The organism is Streptomyces sp. NPDC031479 (assembly GCF_055581065.1).
Genome location: NZ_JBVIKC010000005.1, coordinates 129,779 through 144,604, shown reverse-complemented (window position 1 = coordinate 144,604; position 14,826 = coordinate 129,779). Strand labels below are relative to the sequence as shown.

Below are 14,826 nucleotides of genomic sequence, written 5' to 3'. Positions count from 1 at the left end.
GCACCGGACGGCACCCGACCGCACCGGTCGGCACCGGTCGGCACCGGTCGGCACCGGGCGGCGCCGGACCGTTCAGGGGCGTACGGTCCGCCCCGACCGGCGGTCCGAGGGCCGCGGGAGCGTCCTTCCAGGACGCCGCAGTTCCACGAACACGCGCCCCTCGACCGTCCAGTGGTCCGCGCGGACCCACCCCTGCGCCCCGGCGTGCGCGGTCAGCGCGGCGGCACCGACGCGGGCCCAGGTGAAGGGCGTGCCCTGCGCGCCGCGGCCGTCCGCGACCCGGACCTCGCAGCGCTCGTCCACCTCCACCTCCTCGCACTCCACGATCAGCGACCCCGAGGCGGCGAGGACCTCTGCCATCCGGCCCAGCAGGGCCGCCGGGTCGCCGCCGATGCCGATGTTCCCGTCGATCAGCAGGGCCGTGCCCCAACGCCCCTCGCCGGGAAGGGAGTCGAAGACCGAGCGGCGCAGGGCGCTGCCGCCCGCGCGGGCCGTACGGGCCACCGCCTCCGGGCTCACGTCGATGCCCAGCGCCCGGTGGCCCCGGGCGGCCAGCGCCGCCACCAGCCGCCCGGGGCCGCAGCCGATGTCGAGCACCGTCCCGCGGCAGCGCCCCAGCACGGTCCGGTCCGCCTCGTCGGGGGCCTCGCACCAGCGCTCCACCTCCAGCGGCAACAGCCAGCCGTCCCCGCGCCGCAGGAAAAGGGGACCCCGGCCGCTGCGCAGGGCGAGGGAGTACGGGTCGTCGGCCGTCCAGGCCGCGGCGGCGGTCACCCCCGCACCGCCGGCGCACCGCCGGGCAGGGCCGCCAGCCGGGCCGCGAACGCCCCCGCCGGAGCCGAGGCCGCCACCCGCCGGGCGTCCTCGGCCGTGTCCACGTCCCGCAGCAGCGGGAGCCGCCCGGTCCGCAGCCCGGCCGCCCGCAGCCGCGCGTACTGGACGGCTCCCGTCTCCGCCACCGACATCGGCACCCCGCGCAGCAGCCCGGGGTCGGGCTCGGCGAGGCCCAGTGCCCAGAAGCCGCCGTCCACGGCGGGCCCGAACCAGGCGTCGTACCCGTCCCAGTCGACGGTCAGCAGCGCGGGCGTGACCTGCGGGGTGTCCATGCCGATCAGCAGCGCGGGCCCGGAGCAGGCTCCGAAGGCCGCCGCGAGACGCTCGTCCAGGGTCCCCGCGGACTGCGGGAGCACCTCGAACCCGGGCGGCAGCCAGGGACCGGGCCGCCCGTCGAGTACGAGGACCCTGCGCGCGGCGGGGGTCGCGGCGACGGCGGCCAGGGTGTCGGCCAGCGAGGCCTCGGCCAGGGCGGCCGCCTCGGCCGGGGTGAACGGCGGGGTGAGCCGGGTCTTGACCCGGCCCGGCAGGGGTTCCTTCGCGATCACCAGCAGGGTCGTCTTCACCGGGTCCCCCCGACGGAGGCGCGGTCGCGGGCGCCGGGCGCGGCGGGTTCGGCCAGCACCCGGCTCATGTCGCGGACGGCCTGCCAGGTGCCCCGCCAGGTGCCGGTCACCTTCGACTTCCCGGCGCGCGGCAGGTACGGCACGTCCACCTCCCGTACCCGCCAGCCCGCGTCCGCGGCCCGCACCACCATCTGCAACGGGTAGCCCGAGCGGCGGTCCGACAGTTCCAGGCCCAGCAGGCCGGCCCGCCGGGCCGCGCGCAGCGGGCCCAGGTCGCGCAGGGGCAGCCCGGTCCGGCGGCGCAGCAGCCGGGCCAGCACCAGGTTCCCCACCCGGGCGTGCGCGGGCCAGTCGCGCAGGCCCCGCGGCCGGCGCCGGCCCAGCACCAGGTCCGCCTCGCCGGAGGCCACGGCGGCCACGAAGCCCGTCAGCAGCCCGGGGTCCAGGGAGGCGTCGCAGTCGCAGAAACACACGACCTCCGCCCGCGCGGCGAGCAGCCCCGCGTGGCAGGCGGCGCCGAACCCGCGCCGGGACTCGGTCACCACCGTGGCGCCCAGGGAGCGGGCGATCTCCGCCGAGCCGTCGGTGGACCCGTTGTCCACGACCAGGGCCCGCCAGCCGGGAGGGATGCGGGCGAGTACCCAGGGCAGGGCCTCGGCCTCGTTCAGACAGGGCAGGACGACATCAACACTCACGGTCACGGTCACGTCCTCACCGTAGGAACGCCGGGCCCCGAACGGGGTCCCGCGCTCCTTACGAAACGCGGACGTCACCCCCGGGGGTCCCGGGCCGGGGTCCGGTGGCGGGCGCCGGATGGGAGGCTGGGGGCATGAACAGCATGGAAGAGGCGTCCCCGCGCGAAACGGCGCCCGCGCGGATCCTCGTCGTCGACGACGACCCGACCGTCTCCGAGGTCGTCGCCGGTTACCTGCGGCGGGCCGGGTTCGCCGTGGAGGAGGCGGGCGACGGCCCCGGCGCCCTCGAAGCCGCCGGACGGGCCCGCCCGGACCTGGTCGTCCTCGACCTGATGCTGCCCGGGATCGACGGGCTGGAGGTGTGCCGGCGGCTGCGCGCGAGCGGACCCGTACCCGTGATCATGCTGACCGCGCGGGGCGACGAGGACGACCGGATCACCGGCCTGGAGGTCGGCGCGGACGACTACGTCACCAAGCCGTTCAGCCCGCGCGAGCTGGTCCTGCGGGTCACCTCCGTCCTGCGGCGCAGCCGGGCCGCGGCCGCCGCCGCCGTGCCCGCGCCGCTGACCGGTGCCGGGCTCTCGCTCGACCCCGCGACGCACCGGGCCACCCGCGGCGGAGCGGAACTCGCCCTCACCCTGCGGGAGTTCGACCTCCTCGCGCACTTCCTTCGGCATCCCGGACGGGCGCACGGGCGGGAGGAGCTGATGCGCGAGGTGTGGGGCTGGGACTTCGGGGACCTGTCGACGGTGACCGTGCACGTACGCAGACTGCGCGCCAAGATCGAGGAGGATCCGGGGAGCCCGAGGCTGATCCAGACGGTGTGGGGCGTCGGCTACCGCTTCGAGCCCGGCGGGGCGGTGGCGGCGTGAAGGACGTGCTGCTCATCGCGCTGTTCGCGCTCGGCGGGGCCGCGTGCGCGGGGGTGCTGGGGGCGGGGGTGCTGCGCCTCGTGCGACGCCGCTCGGTCGCCGTCTCCCTCGCGGTGATCGCCGGGGTGACGGTCACCGCCATGCTGGCCGGGACGCTGGCCGTGGCCGAGGCCATGTTCCTGTCCCCGCACGACCTCGGCGTGGTCACCCTGGTGGTGGCGATGGCGGCGGTGGTCTCGCTGGCCACCGCGCTGCTGCTGGGCCGGTGGGTGGTGGCCCGGAGCCGGGAACTCTCCCTGGCCGCGCGGGACTTCGGTGACGGCGGCCGGTTCGCCGCGCCGCCGGGGCAGACCACCGCCGAACTGGACGCGCTGTCCCGGGAGCTCGCGGCGACCAGCGACCGGCTGGCCGCCTCGCGGGAGCGGGAGCGGGCTCTGGAGGCCTCGCGGCGGGAGCTGGTCGCCTGGATCTCGCACGACCTGCGGACCCCGCTGGCCGGGCTGCGGGCGATGTCGGAGGCACTGGAGGACGGCATGGCCGCCGATCCCGGCCGCTACCACCGGCAGATCCGCACCGAGGTGGAGCGGCTCAACACGATGGTCGGGGACCTGTTCGAGCTGTCGCGCATCCACGCGGGGGCGCTGGCGCTGAGCCCGAGCCGGATGTCGCTGTACGACCTCGTCGCGGAGGCGTTGTCCGGGGTCGACCCGCTGGCGCGGGAGCACGGGGTCCGGCTGGTGGGGGAGCAGGTGGAGCGGGTCCCGGTGGAGGTCGACGCCAAGGAGATGTCCCGGGTCCTGGCGAACCTGCTGGTCAACGCGATCCGGCACACGCCGGCCGACGGTACGGTCGCCATCGCGGCCGATACCGGGGCGGACGGCGGGGTCGTGGTGCTGTCGGTGACCGACGGCTGCGGGGGGATCCCGGCGGAGGACCTGCCGAGGGTGTTCGACACGGGCTGGCGGGGGGCGGCGGCGCGCACGCCGGTGCCCGCGGCGGACACGGGCGCGGGGGCCTCGGCGGCCGGGCGCCCGGCGGGGGCCGGGGCCGGGCTGGGGCTGGCGATCGTACGGGGCATCGTGGAGGCCCACGCCGGCCGCACCGCCGTCCACAACGTCCCCGGCGGCTGCCGCTTCGAGGTGACGCTGCCGGTGGGCTCCGCGGCGTCCTGACCCCGCCGCCCCGCCACCCCGCTGCCCCACCGACGGGGCGACGGGGCAGCGGCGTGGCGTCGGGCCTAGAGCGCCAGGAGGGCGCCACCGGGGGTGTTGGTGATGATCTGGTGCCGGTTCGCCTGGTCCACCCAGTCCTCCACCCGGCGCAGGTACGCGGCGACCTGCGCCCAATCCCGGTTGCCGGGGTCCTGCTCCTCTGCCTGCTCTATCCAGTCCCATACCTGTTCGCCGCCGTGGATCCGGGCCACGCAGTGCAGGTATTCGGATATGTACTTCTGGGGATAGTCCGTTTCGGACCACGCGTAACCCTGTGACGCGGAGGCGGTGACCGTCGTTTCGACACCGAACCTGAGGGTGTCGATGGGAAGGTAGAGATCGGAGAGCAACGTGTAGACGCGCCGCATGTCGTCCACCGCGTTCTTGAGGGGATCGTCGTAGCCCTTGTGGGCGCCGTTCGCGCCGGAGAGCAGGATGGTGAGGTTCTTCGACCGCTGGCCCGGTCCGCCGAAACACTCGTTGAGCAGGTGCCCCGCGATGAACGTCAGGTGCGGATACGCCGCCCGGGCGTCGTCGATGGCCGGGGGGAGCCGGGCGTTGGAATTGGAGCGCACGTTCTGCAGGCTGAGCGGCCCCAGGACCGCGTTCGCCCAGCTGCCACCGCCACGGTTGCCGAGCGTGGGCCCCCAGTCGGGCCTCACGAGGTATTCGGCGTGCCGCAGGTCCCCGACCCGCACACGCTGACGCCGCTGGGACTGGCGGCCCGCCGAGGTCGACGACGAACCGTGCCGGGCCCTCTGGACGGCCTGGCCGCTCCGCCCGGTGCCACCGGTTCCCGCGTGCCCCGTGCTCGCTCGTCGGAGGACGGAAGGGGCGGTCCCCGTTCCCGCGGCGAAGGCGGCTCCGTCGGCCCCCGCCATCAGTTCGGACGGCTGGCCGGGGTCGGTGACGGTCGTTCCGTCGCCCCCGCTGACGCCGCTCTCGCGCACACCGTTGAGGTTCTCGCTGAGGTGGCTGAGTTCATGGCCGATGAGCGCCTTGTCCCCGAGGGCCCCGGGGGGAGCGAAGATGTGCTCGCCGATCGTCATGGCCCGGGCGCCCATGGCCTCGACGGCCCGCTGCGACACGGGGTCGTCGTGGAAGCGGCCGGCGGACAGCCGGTCGTTCCGGAAGAACGGCCCCGCTTCCGCGAGCAGCGACGGGGGAAGGGCGCGGCCCGGGGTGGCCCTGGCGGCGTCGAGCAGGGCCCGCAGGCCGGCCGGTCCGGTATCCGTCGCGGCGCCGTGACCGCGGTCCTCGCCGCCCTCGTGCCGCTCCCCGTCGCCACGGCCGTCCGCGGACCGCTGTACCGAGGGGCCCGGTGACGGGGCGCCCTGCGACGGGTGCGAGCAACCGGGACCGTGCCGGTGCCGGTCCTGGGCCCACGCGTGTCCGGCCCGCCGCAGCATCTGGACGACGGCGGCGTTCCCGGGCCCGCCCTGGAGACCCACGAGTCCGTGGGCGGGCGGCGCCGCGGAAGGGGCGCGCGTGCGTCCGGGCGCGCGCCCGCCGTCGGCTTTCCGGTCTTCGTCCCGTATCGGGGCCACGCGCGCTCCTTCGGAAGGGAGTCCGGTCGATCCGGACCAACCTCGCACGGAGGCCGGCGGCCCACCAGGGACCCGGGGGCAGACCGGTGGGCCTATCGGGCACCCGGCGGGCCCCTCGGGGCCGTCGGCCTCAGACGGCGGCGGCCGAGGGGCGCTGGGGGGAGGCGGCCAGCTCCGCCATGCCGTCGGCGAAGGGGGTGCGGGGGAGCCAGCCCAGGTCCCGGCGCAGCCGGGCGGAGTCGGCCGTGATGTGGCGGACGTCGCCCAGCCGGTACTCGCCGGTGACCACCGGGGCGGGCCCGCCGTGGGCGGTGGCCAGGGCCGAGGCCATCTCGCCGATCGTGCGGGGGTCCCCGCTGCCCGTGTTGTACGGGGTGCACAGGCCGGCCGGGAGGGTGCCGGGGGACTCCAGGGCTTCCAGGGCCGCCACGTTCGCCTGCGCCACGTCCGTGACGTGGACGAAGTCCCGCCGCTGGCCCCCGTCCTCGAAGACCCGCGGGGCCTCGCCCCGGGCGAGCGCGGAGCGGAAGAACGAGGCCACCCCCGCGTAGGGGGTGTCACGGGGCATCCCCGGGCCGTACACGTTGTGGTAGCGCAACGACACCGCCCGGCCGTCCGTGTCGCGGGCCCACGCGGCCGCCAGGTGCTCCTGGGCCAGCTTCGTGGTGGCGTAGACGTTCCGGGGGTCGGCCGGGGCCTCCTCGGCGACCAGGCCCGGGGTGAGCTCCGCGCCGCACGCGGGGCACAGCGGTTCGAAGCGGCCCGCGTCCAGGTCGGCCGCGCGGCGGGGTCCCGGGCGCACCACCCCGTGGCGCGGGCACGCGTACCGGCCCTCCCCGTAGACCACCATGGATCCGGCCAGGACGAGTCCGCGGATCCCGGCGCGCGCCGTCTCGGCCAACAGGACCGCCGTGCCGAGGTCGTTGGCGGACACGTACGCGGGGGCGTCGGCGAAGCCCGTGCCGAGGCCGACCATCGCGGCCTGGTGGCAGACGGCGTCCACCCCGCTCAGGGCGGCCCGCACCGCCTCGGCGTCCCGTACGTCCCCCCGCAGGAACCCGGTGTCCGGCAGCGGGGGCGGGTCCGTGTGGGCGGCGGGGAGCAGGGAGTCGAGGACGACGGGGTCGTGGCCGTGCCGGCGCAGGGCGGTGACGATGTGCGAGCCGATGAAGCCGGCTCCTCCGGTGACGAGTACGCGCATGGACCCGACGCTACGGAGCCGTCCGGCCGGACGGGGCTCGGCGCGCCCCTCCGTAAGGGTTTCGTCACTCCTGTCCCGCTGCTGGTCAACTGCTCCTGAAACCAGGGAGACTGGCCATATTCAGGTGGTTCGAGGTGGCTTGGGAGTGCCGTAAGGAGGGCATAAGTCCGGCCCGGCCCATTCGACGGGGAGGGCCGCAGGTTCCGTCCTCAGGGGGGACTCGTGAACTACTACCTCGACGTCATCAAGCGGTACGTGGACTTCGCCGGCCGTGCCCGGCGCCAGGAATACTGGATGTTCGTCCTCTGGAACATCCCGATCGTGATCGTCCTCACGGTGCTCGACTTCGTGCTCGGCACCTACCCGGTCCTCGGCTGGATCTACACGCTCGCCGTCCTCCTGCCGTCCCTCGGCCTCTCGGTGCGCCGCCTGCACGACACCGGAAAGTCCGGATGGTGGTACCTGGTGAGCTTCATCCCGTTCGTCGGCTGGGTCTGGATCCTGGTCCTGATGGCCACCGAGGGTCACCCCGGAGCCAACGAGTACGGCCAGAACCCCAAGGAGATACGGGCCTAGGCACCGCCCGGAGGCGTCGCCCCCCGCCACTGACGGCGGGGGGCGACGCCTTTCGCGCGCCCCGGGCCCGCCGGGGTGACACGCGTCTCGTCACGCTTGCGGCAGGGGGCTGTCCAGACAGGCCCGATCACGAGATATCTTGATGTCGAGCAATGTTGCAGACGAGAGACGCAGACTGTGGAGCGGAGCATCCGGTGACTGACTCGACCATCATCTACACGCACACTGACGAGGCCCCGGCCCTCGCGACGTATTCCTTCCTGCCTGTCATCCAGGCGTACGCGTCGACGGCCGGTGTGAATGTCGAGACCCGTGACATCTCCCTGGCCGGTCGGATCATCGCCAGCTTCCCCGAGCACCTTGAGGAGAGCCAGCGGATCGCCGACGCCCTCGCCGAGCTCGGCGAGCTTGCGAAGACGCCGGAAGCGAACATCATCAAGCTGCCCAACGTCTCGGCTTCGATCCCGCAGCTGAAGGCCGCGGTCGCCGAGCTCCAGGGCCAGGGCTACGCCCTTCCGGACTACCCGGACGACCCGAAGTCCGACGAGGAGCGCGAGATCCGCGCCCGCTACGACAAGATCAAGGGCAGCGCCGTCAACCCGGTCCTGCGCGAGGGCAACTCCGACCGCCGCGCCCCCGCCTCGGTGAAGAACTACGCCAAGGCCCACCCGCACCGCATGGGCGCCTGGACCCCCGAGTCGAAGACGAACGTCGCCACCATGGGCGAGAACGACTTCCGCTCCACCGAGAAGTCCACCGTGATCGCCGAGGCCGGCACGCTCCGCATCGAGCACGTCGCCGCCGACGGCGCCGTCACCGTCCTGCGCGACTCCGTACCGGTGCTCGCGGGTGAGGTCGTGGACGCGTCCGTCCTGCACGTCGACGCCCTGCGCACCTTCCTCAACGACCAGATCGAGCGGGCCAAGGCCGAGGACGTCCTGTTCTCCGTGCACCTCAAGGCCACGATGATGAAGGTCTCCGACCCGATCATCTTCGGGCACGTGGTCCGCGCCTTCCTCCCGAAGACGTTCGCCCGCTACGGCGAGACCCTCGCCGCCGCCGGCCTGTCCCCCAACGACGGCCTCGGCACCATCCTGAACGGCCTGGGCGCCCTCGCCGACGGCGACGCGATCAAGGCCTCGATCGACGCGGAGATCGCCGAGGGCCCGGCCCTCGCGATGGTCGACTCCGACAAGGGCATCACCAACCTGCACGTGCCGTCCGACGTCATCGTCGACGCCTCCATGCCGGCCATGATCCGCACCTCCGGCCACATGTGGGGCCCGGACGGCGCCGAGGCCGACACCCTCGCCGTCCTCCCGGACAGCAGCTACGCGGGCGTCTACCAGGTCGTCGTCGACGACTGCCGCGCCCACGGCGCCTTCGACCCGGCCACCATGGGCTCGGTGCCGAACGTCGGCCTCATGGCCCAGAAGGCCGAGGAGTACGGCAGCCACGACAAGACCTTCGAGATCGCGAGCGCGGGCACCGTCCGCGTCGTCGACGCCGCGGGCGACACGGTCCTGGAGCAGAAGGTCGCCGCCGGCGACATCTTCCGCGCCTGCCAGACCAAGGACGCGCCGATCCAGGACTGGGTCAAGCTCGCCGTCACCCGCGCCCGCGCCACCGGCGTCCCGGCCGTCTTCTGGCTCGACGAGGGCCGCGCCCACGACGCGCAGCTGATCGCCAAGGTCAAGACGTACCTGGCCGACCACGACACCGACGGTCTGACCATCGAGATCCTCTCCCCGGTCGAGGCCACCGCGTACTCCCTGAAGCGCATCCGCCGCGGCGAGGACACCATCTCGGTGACCGGCAACGTGCTGCGCGACTACCTGACCGACCTCTTCCCCATCCTGGAGCTGGGCACCAGCGCCAAGATGCTGTCGGTCGTCCCGCTGATGAACGGCGGCGGCCTCTTCGAGACCGGCGCCGGCGGCTCCGCCCCCAAGCACGTCCAGCAGCTGGTCAAGGAGAACTACCTGCGCTGGGACTCCCTCGGTGAGTTCCTCGCGCTGGCCGTCTCCTTCGAGCACCTCGCGACCACCACCGGCAACGCCCGCGCCCAGGTGCTGGCCGACACCCTGGACCGCGCGACCGGCACCTTCCTCAACGAGGACAAGTCGCCGAGCCGCAAGCTGGGCGGCATCGACAACCGCGGCAGCCACTTCTACCTGGCCATGTACTGGGCGCAGGAGCTGTCCCGCCAGATCGACGACCCGAAGCTCGCGGCCGCCTTCGAGCCGCTCGCCAAGACCCTGACGGAGTCCGAGGAGACCATCGTCGGCGAGCTCATCGCCGTCCAGGGCTCCCCGGTCGAGATCGGCGGCTACTACCAGCCCGACCCGGCCAAGGCCGCCGAGGTCATGCGTCCCTCCGCGACGCTGAACAAGGCGATCGCCCTGCTCGGCTGACGCCCCGCGCTCCGCGACTGCGCCCCGGCCGGCCTCGTGCCCGGCCGGGGCGCAGCCGTGTCCGGGCCGCGCCCGGAGGGCGGCAAGCCGGTCGTGCCGCGCCCGCCGGGCGGAAAGCCGGTTGTGCCGGGCCCGGGGCAGGGCGTAGGAAGTCCCCGTGATCCAAGGACAATCGACCGGGCTGCGCGCCCGGCTCCCCGAAGACGTGCCCGTGCTCCACGCCGAGCTCTACGACGACGTCGCCACGCGCTCGCGCGCCGACACCCGGCCCTGGGCCCCGATCGCCGCCGCCGGCGGCCACTCCCCGTACGAGCCGGGGGCACCGGGCGGCGGCGAGGCCTTCTTCTCCGTGGTCGACCGGACCTCCGGCGAACTGGCCGGCGAGGCCCTGCTGTGGGGCATCGACACCCACAACCGCAACGCCCACCTCGGCCTGTCGCTGCGTCCCGCCTTCCGGGGCCGCGGCTTCGGCGCCGAGGTGGTCCAGCTGCTCTGCTTCTACGGGTTCACCGTGCGCGGGCTGCGCCGCCTCCAGCTGGAGACCCTCGCGGACAACGCCCCCATGATCGCCGCGGCCCGCCGGGCGGGCTTCGCCCTGGAGGGAACCCTGCGCGGATCGGCCTGGGTGATGGGGGAGTTCCTCGACGAGGTGATCCTCGGACTGCCGGCCGCCGAGTGGAAGCCGGCCGACTGGCAGCGCTGACCGGCCCCACCCGCCCCGCATCACCCGGTGCGGGGTCCGGCCGCCACCCGGAAGCCGATGTTGCCCGCCGAGCTGTCCGGGGTGTTGCGGGTGCGGGCGGCCACCCGGTAACGGTTGCAGTACGAGTCGTGGCACATGTGGGAGCCGCCGCGCATCGCCCGCTCGGGGCCGTCCGCGCCGAACCGGTCCGCGCTCCATTCCCACACGTTGCCCACGGCCTGGTAGAGCCCGTAGCCGTTGGGCCGGAAGGACCGGGCGGGCGCCGTGCCCGCGTGGCCGTCGGCGCGCGTGTTGTGCCGGGGGAAGTCCCCGTTCCAGATGTTGCACATGTACCGTCCGCCCGGCCGCAGTTCGTCGCCCCAGGGATAGCGGCGCTGCTCCAGCCCGCCCCGCGCCGCGTACTCCCACTCGGCCTCCGTGGGCAGCCGGGTCCCGGACCAGGCGCAGTACGCCTGCGCGTCGTTCCAGGACACGTGCACCACGGGATGGTTCTGGCGGGTGCTCAGGGAAGAGGAACCGGGTCCCTCCGGACGGCGCCAGTCGGCGCCGGAGACCGCCCGCCACCACGGAGTCCCGGCGACCGCCGGTGAGGCGGCGGCGACCGTGGGGGCGAGGAAGCCGCCGAAGACGAAGCTGAAGCCGAAGGACTCCGCCTCCGTGACGTGCCCGGTGGCCTTCACGAAGGAGGCGAACCGGGCGTTGGTGACGGTGGTCGGGGCGATGCGGAACGCCCCGACCACCGCCTCCCGGACCGGCCCCTCCCCGTCCGCGGGGAACCCGTCCGGGTCCTCGGTACCCATCAGGAACCGGCCCCCCGGCAGGTCCAGCAGGTCCCGGACGGCCCGCTCCGCCGCCGGGTCAGCCGCCCGCGGGAGCGGCGGCGCGACCGGTGCCGGGGCGAGCGGGGCGGATCCGCGTACGGGCGCGCAGCAGGACTTCGGTGCCATGGGTCTCTCCCGGAGGGGCCGGTGGGCGGATCAGCCGGTGCGGTCGGCGGCCAGCCGTGCGGCGAGCGCCGGTATCCCGAGGGCCCGTTCCTGCGCGGGGGTGGCCTGGTACAGCAGGTTCCTCAGCTGGTACGGGTCCTCGACCAGGTCGTAGTACTCGCGGAAGGAGACCTGCCCGGTGCCGGAGACCGCTCCGCTCGCGTCGGTGTGCAGGTCGTAGTACTCCGTATATTGCTTGTCCTTGGCGACGTACGAGGCCCAGGTCGTGGGTCCCCCACCCCCGGTGCCCTGCTTCCACCACTGGACCAGCAGGTGGTCCCGCTCGGCGGCGCCGAGGAGCGAGTGGCCGTCCTGCCCTGCGGGCTGCCCGATGCCCGCCGCTTCGAGGATGGTCGGGGCGATGTCGATGTTGGCGACGATCCGGTGGTCGGTGGTGCCGGCGGCGAGCCCGCGGGCGGGCCAGGACAGGTAGAACGGCACCTCGTGGGAGGGGGAGTAGGGGACCGACTTCTTTAGCCAGCCGTGGTCCGCCCAGGTGTAGCCGTTGTCCCCGGTGAAGATGACGAGGGTGTTCTCCAGCTGGCCCAGCGCCACCAGCCGGTCGCGGATGGCCTGCACCGCGTCGTCGACGGACAGCAGGCTGCGCAGCTGGCGGGTGCGCACCTCGCGGGCGTCGTCCAGGGTGGCCGTGGCGTCCTGGATGAAGGGCGGCTTGTCGGAGCGGTCGGCCTCGGGGACGGAGGGGCGCCCGTTCCACGCGGGGACGGGCGTCTCGGCGTACCTGGGCGCGGGGACGTTGGGCGCGTGCGAGGCGTACGGGGTGACGTAGGCGAACCACGGGCGGCTGTCGGTGGCGGCCTTGTCGAGGAAGGCGAGGGTCTTGTTGCGGACGATGTTGGTCGTGTAGCCGTCGATCTGCTGGACGGTGCCGTTCACGTTCCAGCGGGCGTCGTTGTAGGCGGGCTGGAGGAGAGCGAACTCCTCGAAGTGCGGCGGATTGTCCGCGAGGGTCCAGGAGTTGAGGTATTTGCCGAAGAGCCCGGTCCGGTAGCCGGCCTCCTTGAGGTACCGCTGCACGGTGGTGGACTGGTCGAGGCTGTGGGAGGCCGCGTTGTTGCGGACGCCGTGGTGGTGCGCGTGGCGGCCGGAGAACACCGAGGAGCGCGAGGGTGCGCACAGCGGGGTCGCGGAGTGCCCGTGGGTGAAGGTGACGCCCTGGCCGCCGAGCCAGTCGACGGTCTTCGGGATGGCCCATTCGGTGTGCCGGGGCTGGTCGTCGGTGACGATCAGCAGGATGTTGGGGCGTGCTCCGGCGGCGCCGGCTGCGGGCGTCGCCGCCCGGGCGAGGGCCGGGGTGGCGGCCGAGGCCGCGACGGCCGCCGCACCGGCAAGGAAGCCGCGGCGGGCCACCGCGGGGGTGCGGGGCGTGCTGTCGTGCTCGCTCACGAGGGTCTCCTGTACGCGCGGGGGAAGGTGACGTACGTACCCGGGCCCGCGACCGGAACGCCAGGGCCGCCGGAACCCGCAGGTCAGACCCTAGGAGCAGGGGCTCCCCCACTCAATGACTCCCGTATGGCAGTCGTGTGCCGCGCGTGTGAAGCGGCGGCCGCCTCGCTCAGAGCCGGTGCACCCGCCCCTGTCCCACGGCCAGCGGGTGCACCCCCGCGGCCAGGATCCGCAGGCCGGGCGCGAGGGTGAGCAGGGTGCGCAGCCAGGACAGCGCCGCGGGGCTCAGCCGGTCGCTGTCGTCGAGGACGAGCAGCATGTCCCGTTCCGCGAGCCAGGAGGCGGCGTTCGCCGTGCCGCGGGGCGGGACGGGCATGCCGGGTACGCGGCCCAGCGCGGCCACCAGTTCCCCCACGCTGCCGTCCCGGGCGACGGTGACCACCGCCGTCCCGTCGCAGAAGTTGGACGAGAGCCGGCGCGCGATGTCCCGTACGAGCAGGCTCCGCGGTGCCCGGAACCGGCCCGTGACGGTGAGCACCCGGCCCCGGCGCACGGCGGTGAGCAGCATCGACAGCTCGGCGGACGTGGTCGTCAGTGTGGTGGCCGCGCCGGGCGGCCGGGAGTCCCCCATCATCACGATGCCCCCCATTGCATGCGTGACCGAGCGCGGCCATAGGGATTCTTCGAGCCGCGTGACGACGATTATGCGCCAATTCCAGGGTATGACCAGGGGAATGTCGCATTCCGTCCCATCGGGCCGGCCGGCGCGGCTCCGGCACCGCCGCTCAGCGCTCCCTCCGGGTGATCAGCCGGTACAGCGCCACCAGTTCGGCTGCCGCGGCCGGGCCGGGAAGGGCCCCGGCCAGGTGCTCCAGGGGGGCGTCGGACCCTACGGAGGCCCCGGGCGCCGGAGCGGTCGGGGCGGCGTCCCCCACGGCCCGGCCGAAGGCGTCCAGCGCGGCCGTCACCCACGGCGGGGCGCCCCCGTGGATCCCGCCCAGCGCGCAGGCGAGACCGAACAGCGCCCCCGGCCCGGGAGGCGCCACGGCCGGACCGGCCGCATGGCGCGCGGCCCGGGCCCCGCACAGCTCGATCAGCCGGTCGCACAGGACGGTGACCGCCTCGGGGCGGCCGGCGACGAGGCGGACGGCGAGCGCGGCCATCGCGTCGCCCGCGGCGCCCGCCCCGGTCGTCCCGAACACCGCCCGGGTCGGGGGCCGGCGGCGCGCGGCCGGGGCGCGGCCGGTCACCCCCGAGTGCAACAGCGTGGACTGGTGGACGAGTTCGACGGCCGCCGCCGCGGGGAGCGCCGCCCCGTCGCGCCCGCCCACCGCCCGCGCGGCCGCCAGCACCAGGGCGGGCCCGATCGCCGTCCCCGCACCGGCGCCCCCGCCGGTCGGGGCGCCGGAGCGGTCGCCCCAGCCGAGCTGGTACGCGCAGACCGCACGTACGGCGTCGGGCAGCGTGTGCAGACAGGCGCGCAGCACCGGGTCGACGGCGGCGCGGGCGCGGCCGGGCGCGGCCGCCGCACCGGGGTCGTCATGGTCCGTCGGGTACGGGATCACGGGTGGGAACCTCCTGCTCGGCGGGCCGTGCGCGGGCGTCGTGCGGCCGTCTCGGGGCGCGTGCGCCGGGGCGGCGGGCGGGGGAGGGGCGGGGCGGGGGGTGCGCGGCGTGACGGAGTGAGCCGGGGGTGGCGGTTCCGCTCCGCCGGGGCCCGTAGTGCTCCCGTACGCCAGGGGCACGGGACGCGCCCGTGTGTCACGGTGTGCACAGGTCCTAGTGAGGCGCAGGACGGCCGGACCCGGTACGTC

At 74.7% G+C, this 14,826-nt stretch carries 14 protein-coding genes; 5 read left to right on the top strand and 9 right to left on the bottom strand.

Translation table 11 applies throughout. From position 1 onward, the window contains the following. Nucleotides 1–72: 72 nt before the first annotated feature. The 3 genes from ACZ5D2_RS08440 to ACZ5D2_RS08430 are packed head-to-tail and all read right to left on the bottom strand — an operon-like array spanning nt 73 to nt 2,107. Nucleotides 73–774, bottom strand: a complete 702-nt coding sequence (locus ACZ5D2_RS08440) for a class I SAM-dependent methyltransferase (RefSeq protein WP_468928150.1) — start codon at nt 772–774, stop codon at nt 73–75. Then, on the bottom strand, nt 771–1,400 hold the full coding sequence (locus ACZ5D2_RS08435; protein ID WP_371675683.1) for a TIGR04282 family arsenosugar biosynthesis glycosyltransferase: 630 nt from the start codon (nt 1,398–1,400) through the stop codon (nt 771–773). The genes ACZ5D2_RS08440 and ACZ5D2_RS08435 overlap by 4 nt, the downstream gene beginning before the upstream one ends. Further along, nucleotides 1,397–2,107 carry a glycosyltransferase family 2 protein gene (locus ACZ5D2_RS08430; protein WP_371675682.1) on the bottom strand — a complete coding sequence of 237 codons (711 nt, stop codon included), beginning with the start codon at nt 2,105–2,107 and terminating at the stop codon, nt 1,397–1,399. The genes ACZ5D2_RS08435 and ACZ5D2_RS08430 overlap by 4 nt, the downstream gene beginning before the upstream one ends. A gap of 122 nt (nt 2,108–2,229) precedes the next feature. Here ACZ5D2_RS08430 and ACZ5D2_RS08425 point away from each other — a divergent pair, with 122 nt between their 5' ends. Further along, a complete protein-coding gene (locus ACZ5D2_RS08425; RefSeq protein WP_371675681.1) occupies nt 2,230–2,967 on the top strand; it encodes a response regulator in 738 nt (245 codons plus the stop codon). Further along, nucleotides 2,964–4,139: a sensor histidine kinase gene (locus ACZ5D2_RS08420; RefSeq protein ID WP_371675680.1), complete on the top strand. Its 1,176-nt coding sequence runs from the start codon at nt 2,964–2,966 to the stop codon at nt 4,137–4,139. Before ACZ5D2_RS08425 ends, ACZ5D2_RS08420 begins: the two co-directional genes overlap by 4 nt. Before the next feature lie 65 nt (nt 4,140–4,204). Here the strand turns inward: ACZ5D2_RS08420 and ACZ5D2_RS08415 are convergent, their stop codons facing one another. After that, nucleotides 4,205–5,725 carry an eCIS core domain-containing protein gene (locus ACZ5D2_RS08415; protein ID WP_371675679.1) on the bottom strand — a complete coding sequence of 507 codons (1,521 nt, stop codon included), beginning with the start codon at nt 5,723–5,725 and terminating at the stop codon, nt 4,205–4,207. 130 nt (nt 5,726–5,855) lie between these two features. Beyond that, nucleotides 5,856–6,926, bottom strand: a complete 1,071-nt coding sequence (locus ACZ5D2_RS08410) for an NAD-dependent epimerase/dehydratase family protein (RefSeq protein ID WP_371675678.1) — start codon at nt 6,924–6,926, stop codon at nt 5,856–5,858. Between the two features lie 222 nt (nt 6,927–7,148). Between ACZ5D2_RS08410 and ACZ5D2_RS08405 the strand changes: the two genes are divergently transcribed. From ACZ5D2_RS08405 to ACZ5D2_RS08395, 3 genes are all read left to right on the top strand, one after another. Continuing rightward, nucleotides 7,149–7,502 (top strand): DUF805 domain-containing protein, encoded by a 354-nt coding sequence (locus ACZ5D2_RS08405; protein WP_371675677.1) that lies wholly within the window; start codon nt 7,149–7,151, stop codon nt 7,500–7,502. Between the two features lie 194 nt (nt 7,503–7,696). Further along, entirely contained in the window at nt 7,697–9,916 is a 2,220-nt protein-coding gene (locus ACZ5D2_RS08400) for an NADP-dependent isocitrate dehydrogenase (protein ID WP_371675676.1), read from the top strand. 157 nt (nt 9,917–10,073) lie between these two features. Next, a complete protein-coding gene (locus ACZ5D2_RS08395) occupies nt 10,074–10,619 on the top strand; it encodes a GNAT family N-acetyltransferase (protein WP_371675675.1) in 546 nt (181 codons plus the stop codon). Nucleotides 10,620–10,639: 20 nt separating this feature from the next. Here the strand turns inward: ACZ5D2_RS08395 and ACZ5D2_RS08390 are convergent, their stop codons facing one another. The 4 genes from ACZ5D2_RS08390 to ACZ5D2_RS08375 all read right to left on the bottom strand — a co-directional run bounded on the left by ACZ5D2_RS08390 (nt 10,640) and on the right by ACZ5D2_RS08375 (nt 14,577). After that, nucleotides 10,640–11,566, bottom strand: a complete 927-nt coding sequence (locus tag ACZ5D2_RS08390) for a formylglycine-generating enzyme family protein (RefSeq protein ID WP_371675674.1) — start codon at nt 11,564–11,566, stop codon at nt 10,640–10,642. Between the two features lie 30 nt (nt 11,567–11,596). Beyond that, nucleotides 11,597–13,012 carry a sulfatase family protein gene (locus ACZ5D2_RS08385; protein ID WP_468928139.1) on the bottom strand — a complete coding sequence of 472 codons (1,416 nt, stop codon included), beginning with the start codon at nt 13,010–13,012 and terminating at the stop codon, nt 11,597–11,599. 169 nt (nt 13,013–13,181) lie between these two features. Further along, a complete protein-coding gene (locus ACZ5D2_RS08380) occupies nt 13,182–13,649 on the bottom strand; it encodes a hypothetical protein (protein ID WP_371675672.1) in 468 nt (155 codons plus the stop codon). Between the two features lie 148 nt (nt 13,650–13,797). Further along, nucleotides 13,798–14,577, bottom strand: a complete 780-nt coding sequence (locus ACZ5D2_RS08375; protein ID WP_468928136.1) for a polyprenyl synthetase family protein — start codon at nt 14,575–14,577, stop codon at nt 13,798–13,800. Nucleotides 14,578–14,826: the final 249 nt, after the last annotated feature.

Coding starts and splice junctions, on each gene's coding strand:
- ACZ5D2_RS08425 (WP_371675681.1), top strand. CDS start 2,230: ATGAACAGCATGGAAGAGGCGTCCCCGCGCGAAACGGCGCCCGCGCGG.
- ACZ5D2_RS08410 (WP_371675678.1), bottom strand. CDS start 6,926: ATGCGCGTACTCGTCACCGGAGGAGCCGGCTTCATCGGCTCGCACATC.
- ACZ5D2_RS08390 (WP_371675674.1), bottom strand. CDS start 11,566: ATGGCACCGAAGTCCTGCTGCGCGCCCGTACGCGGATCCGCCCCGCTC.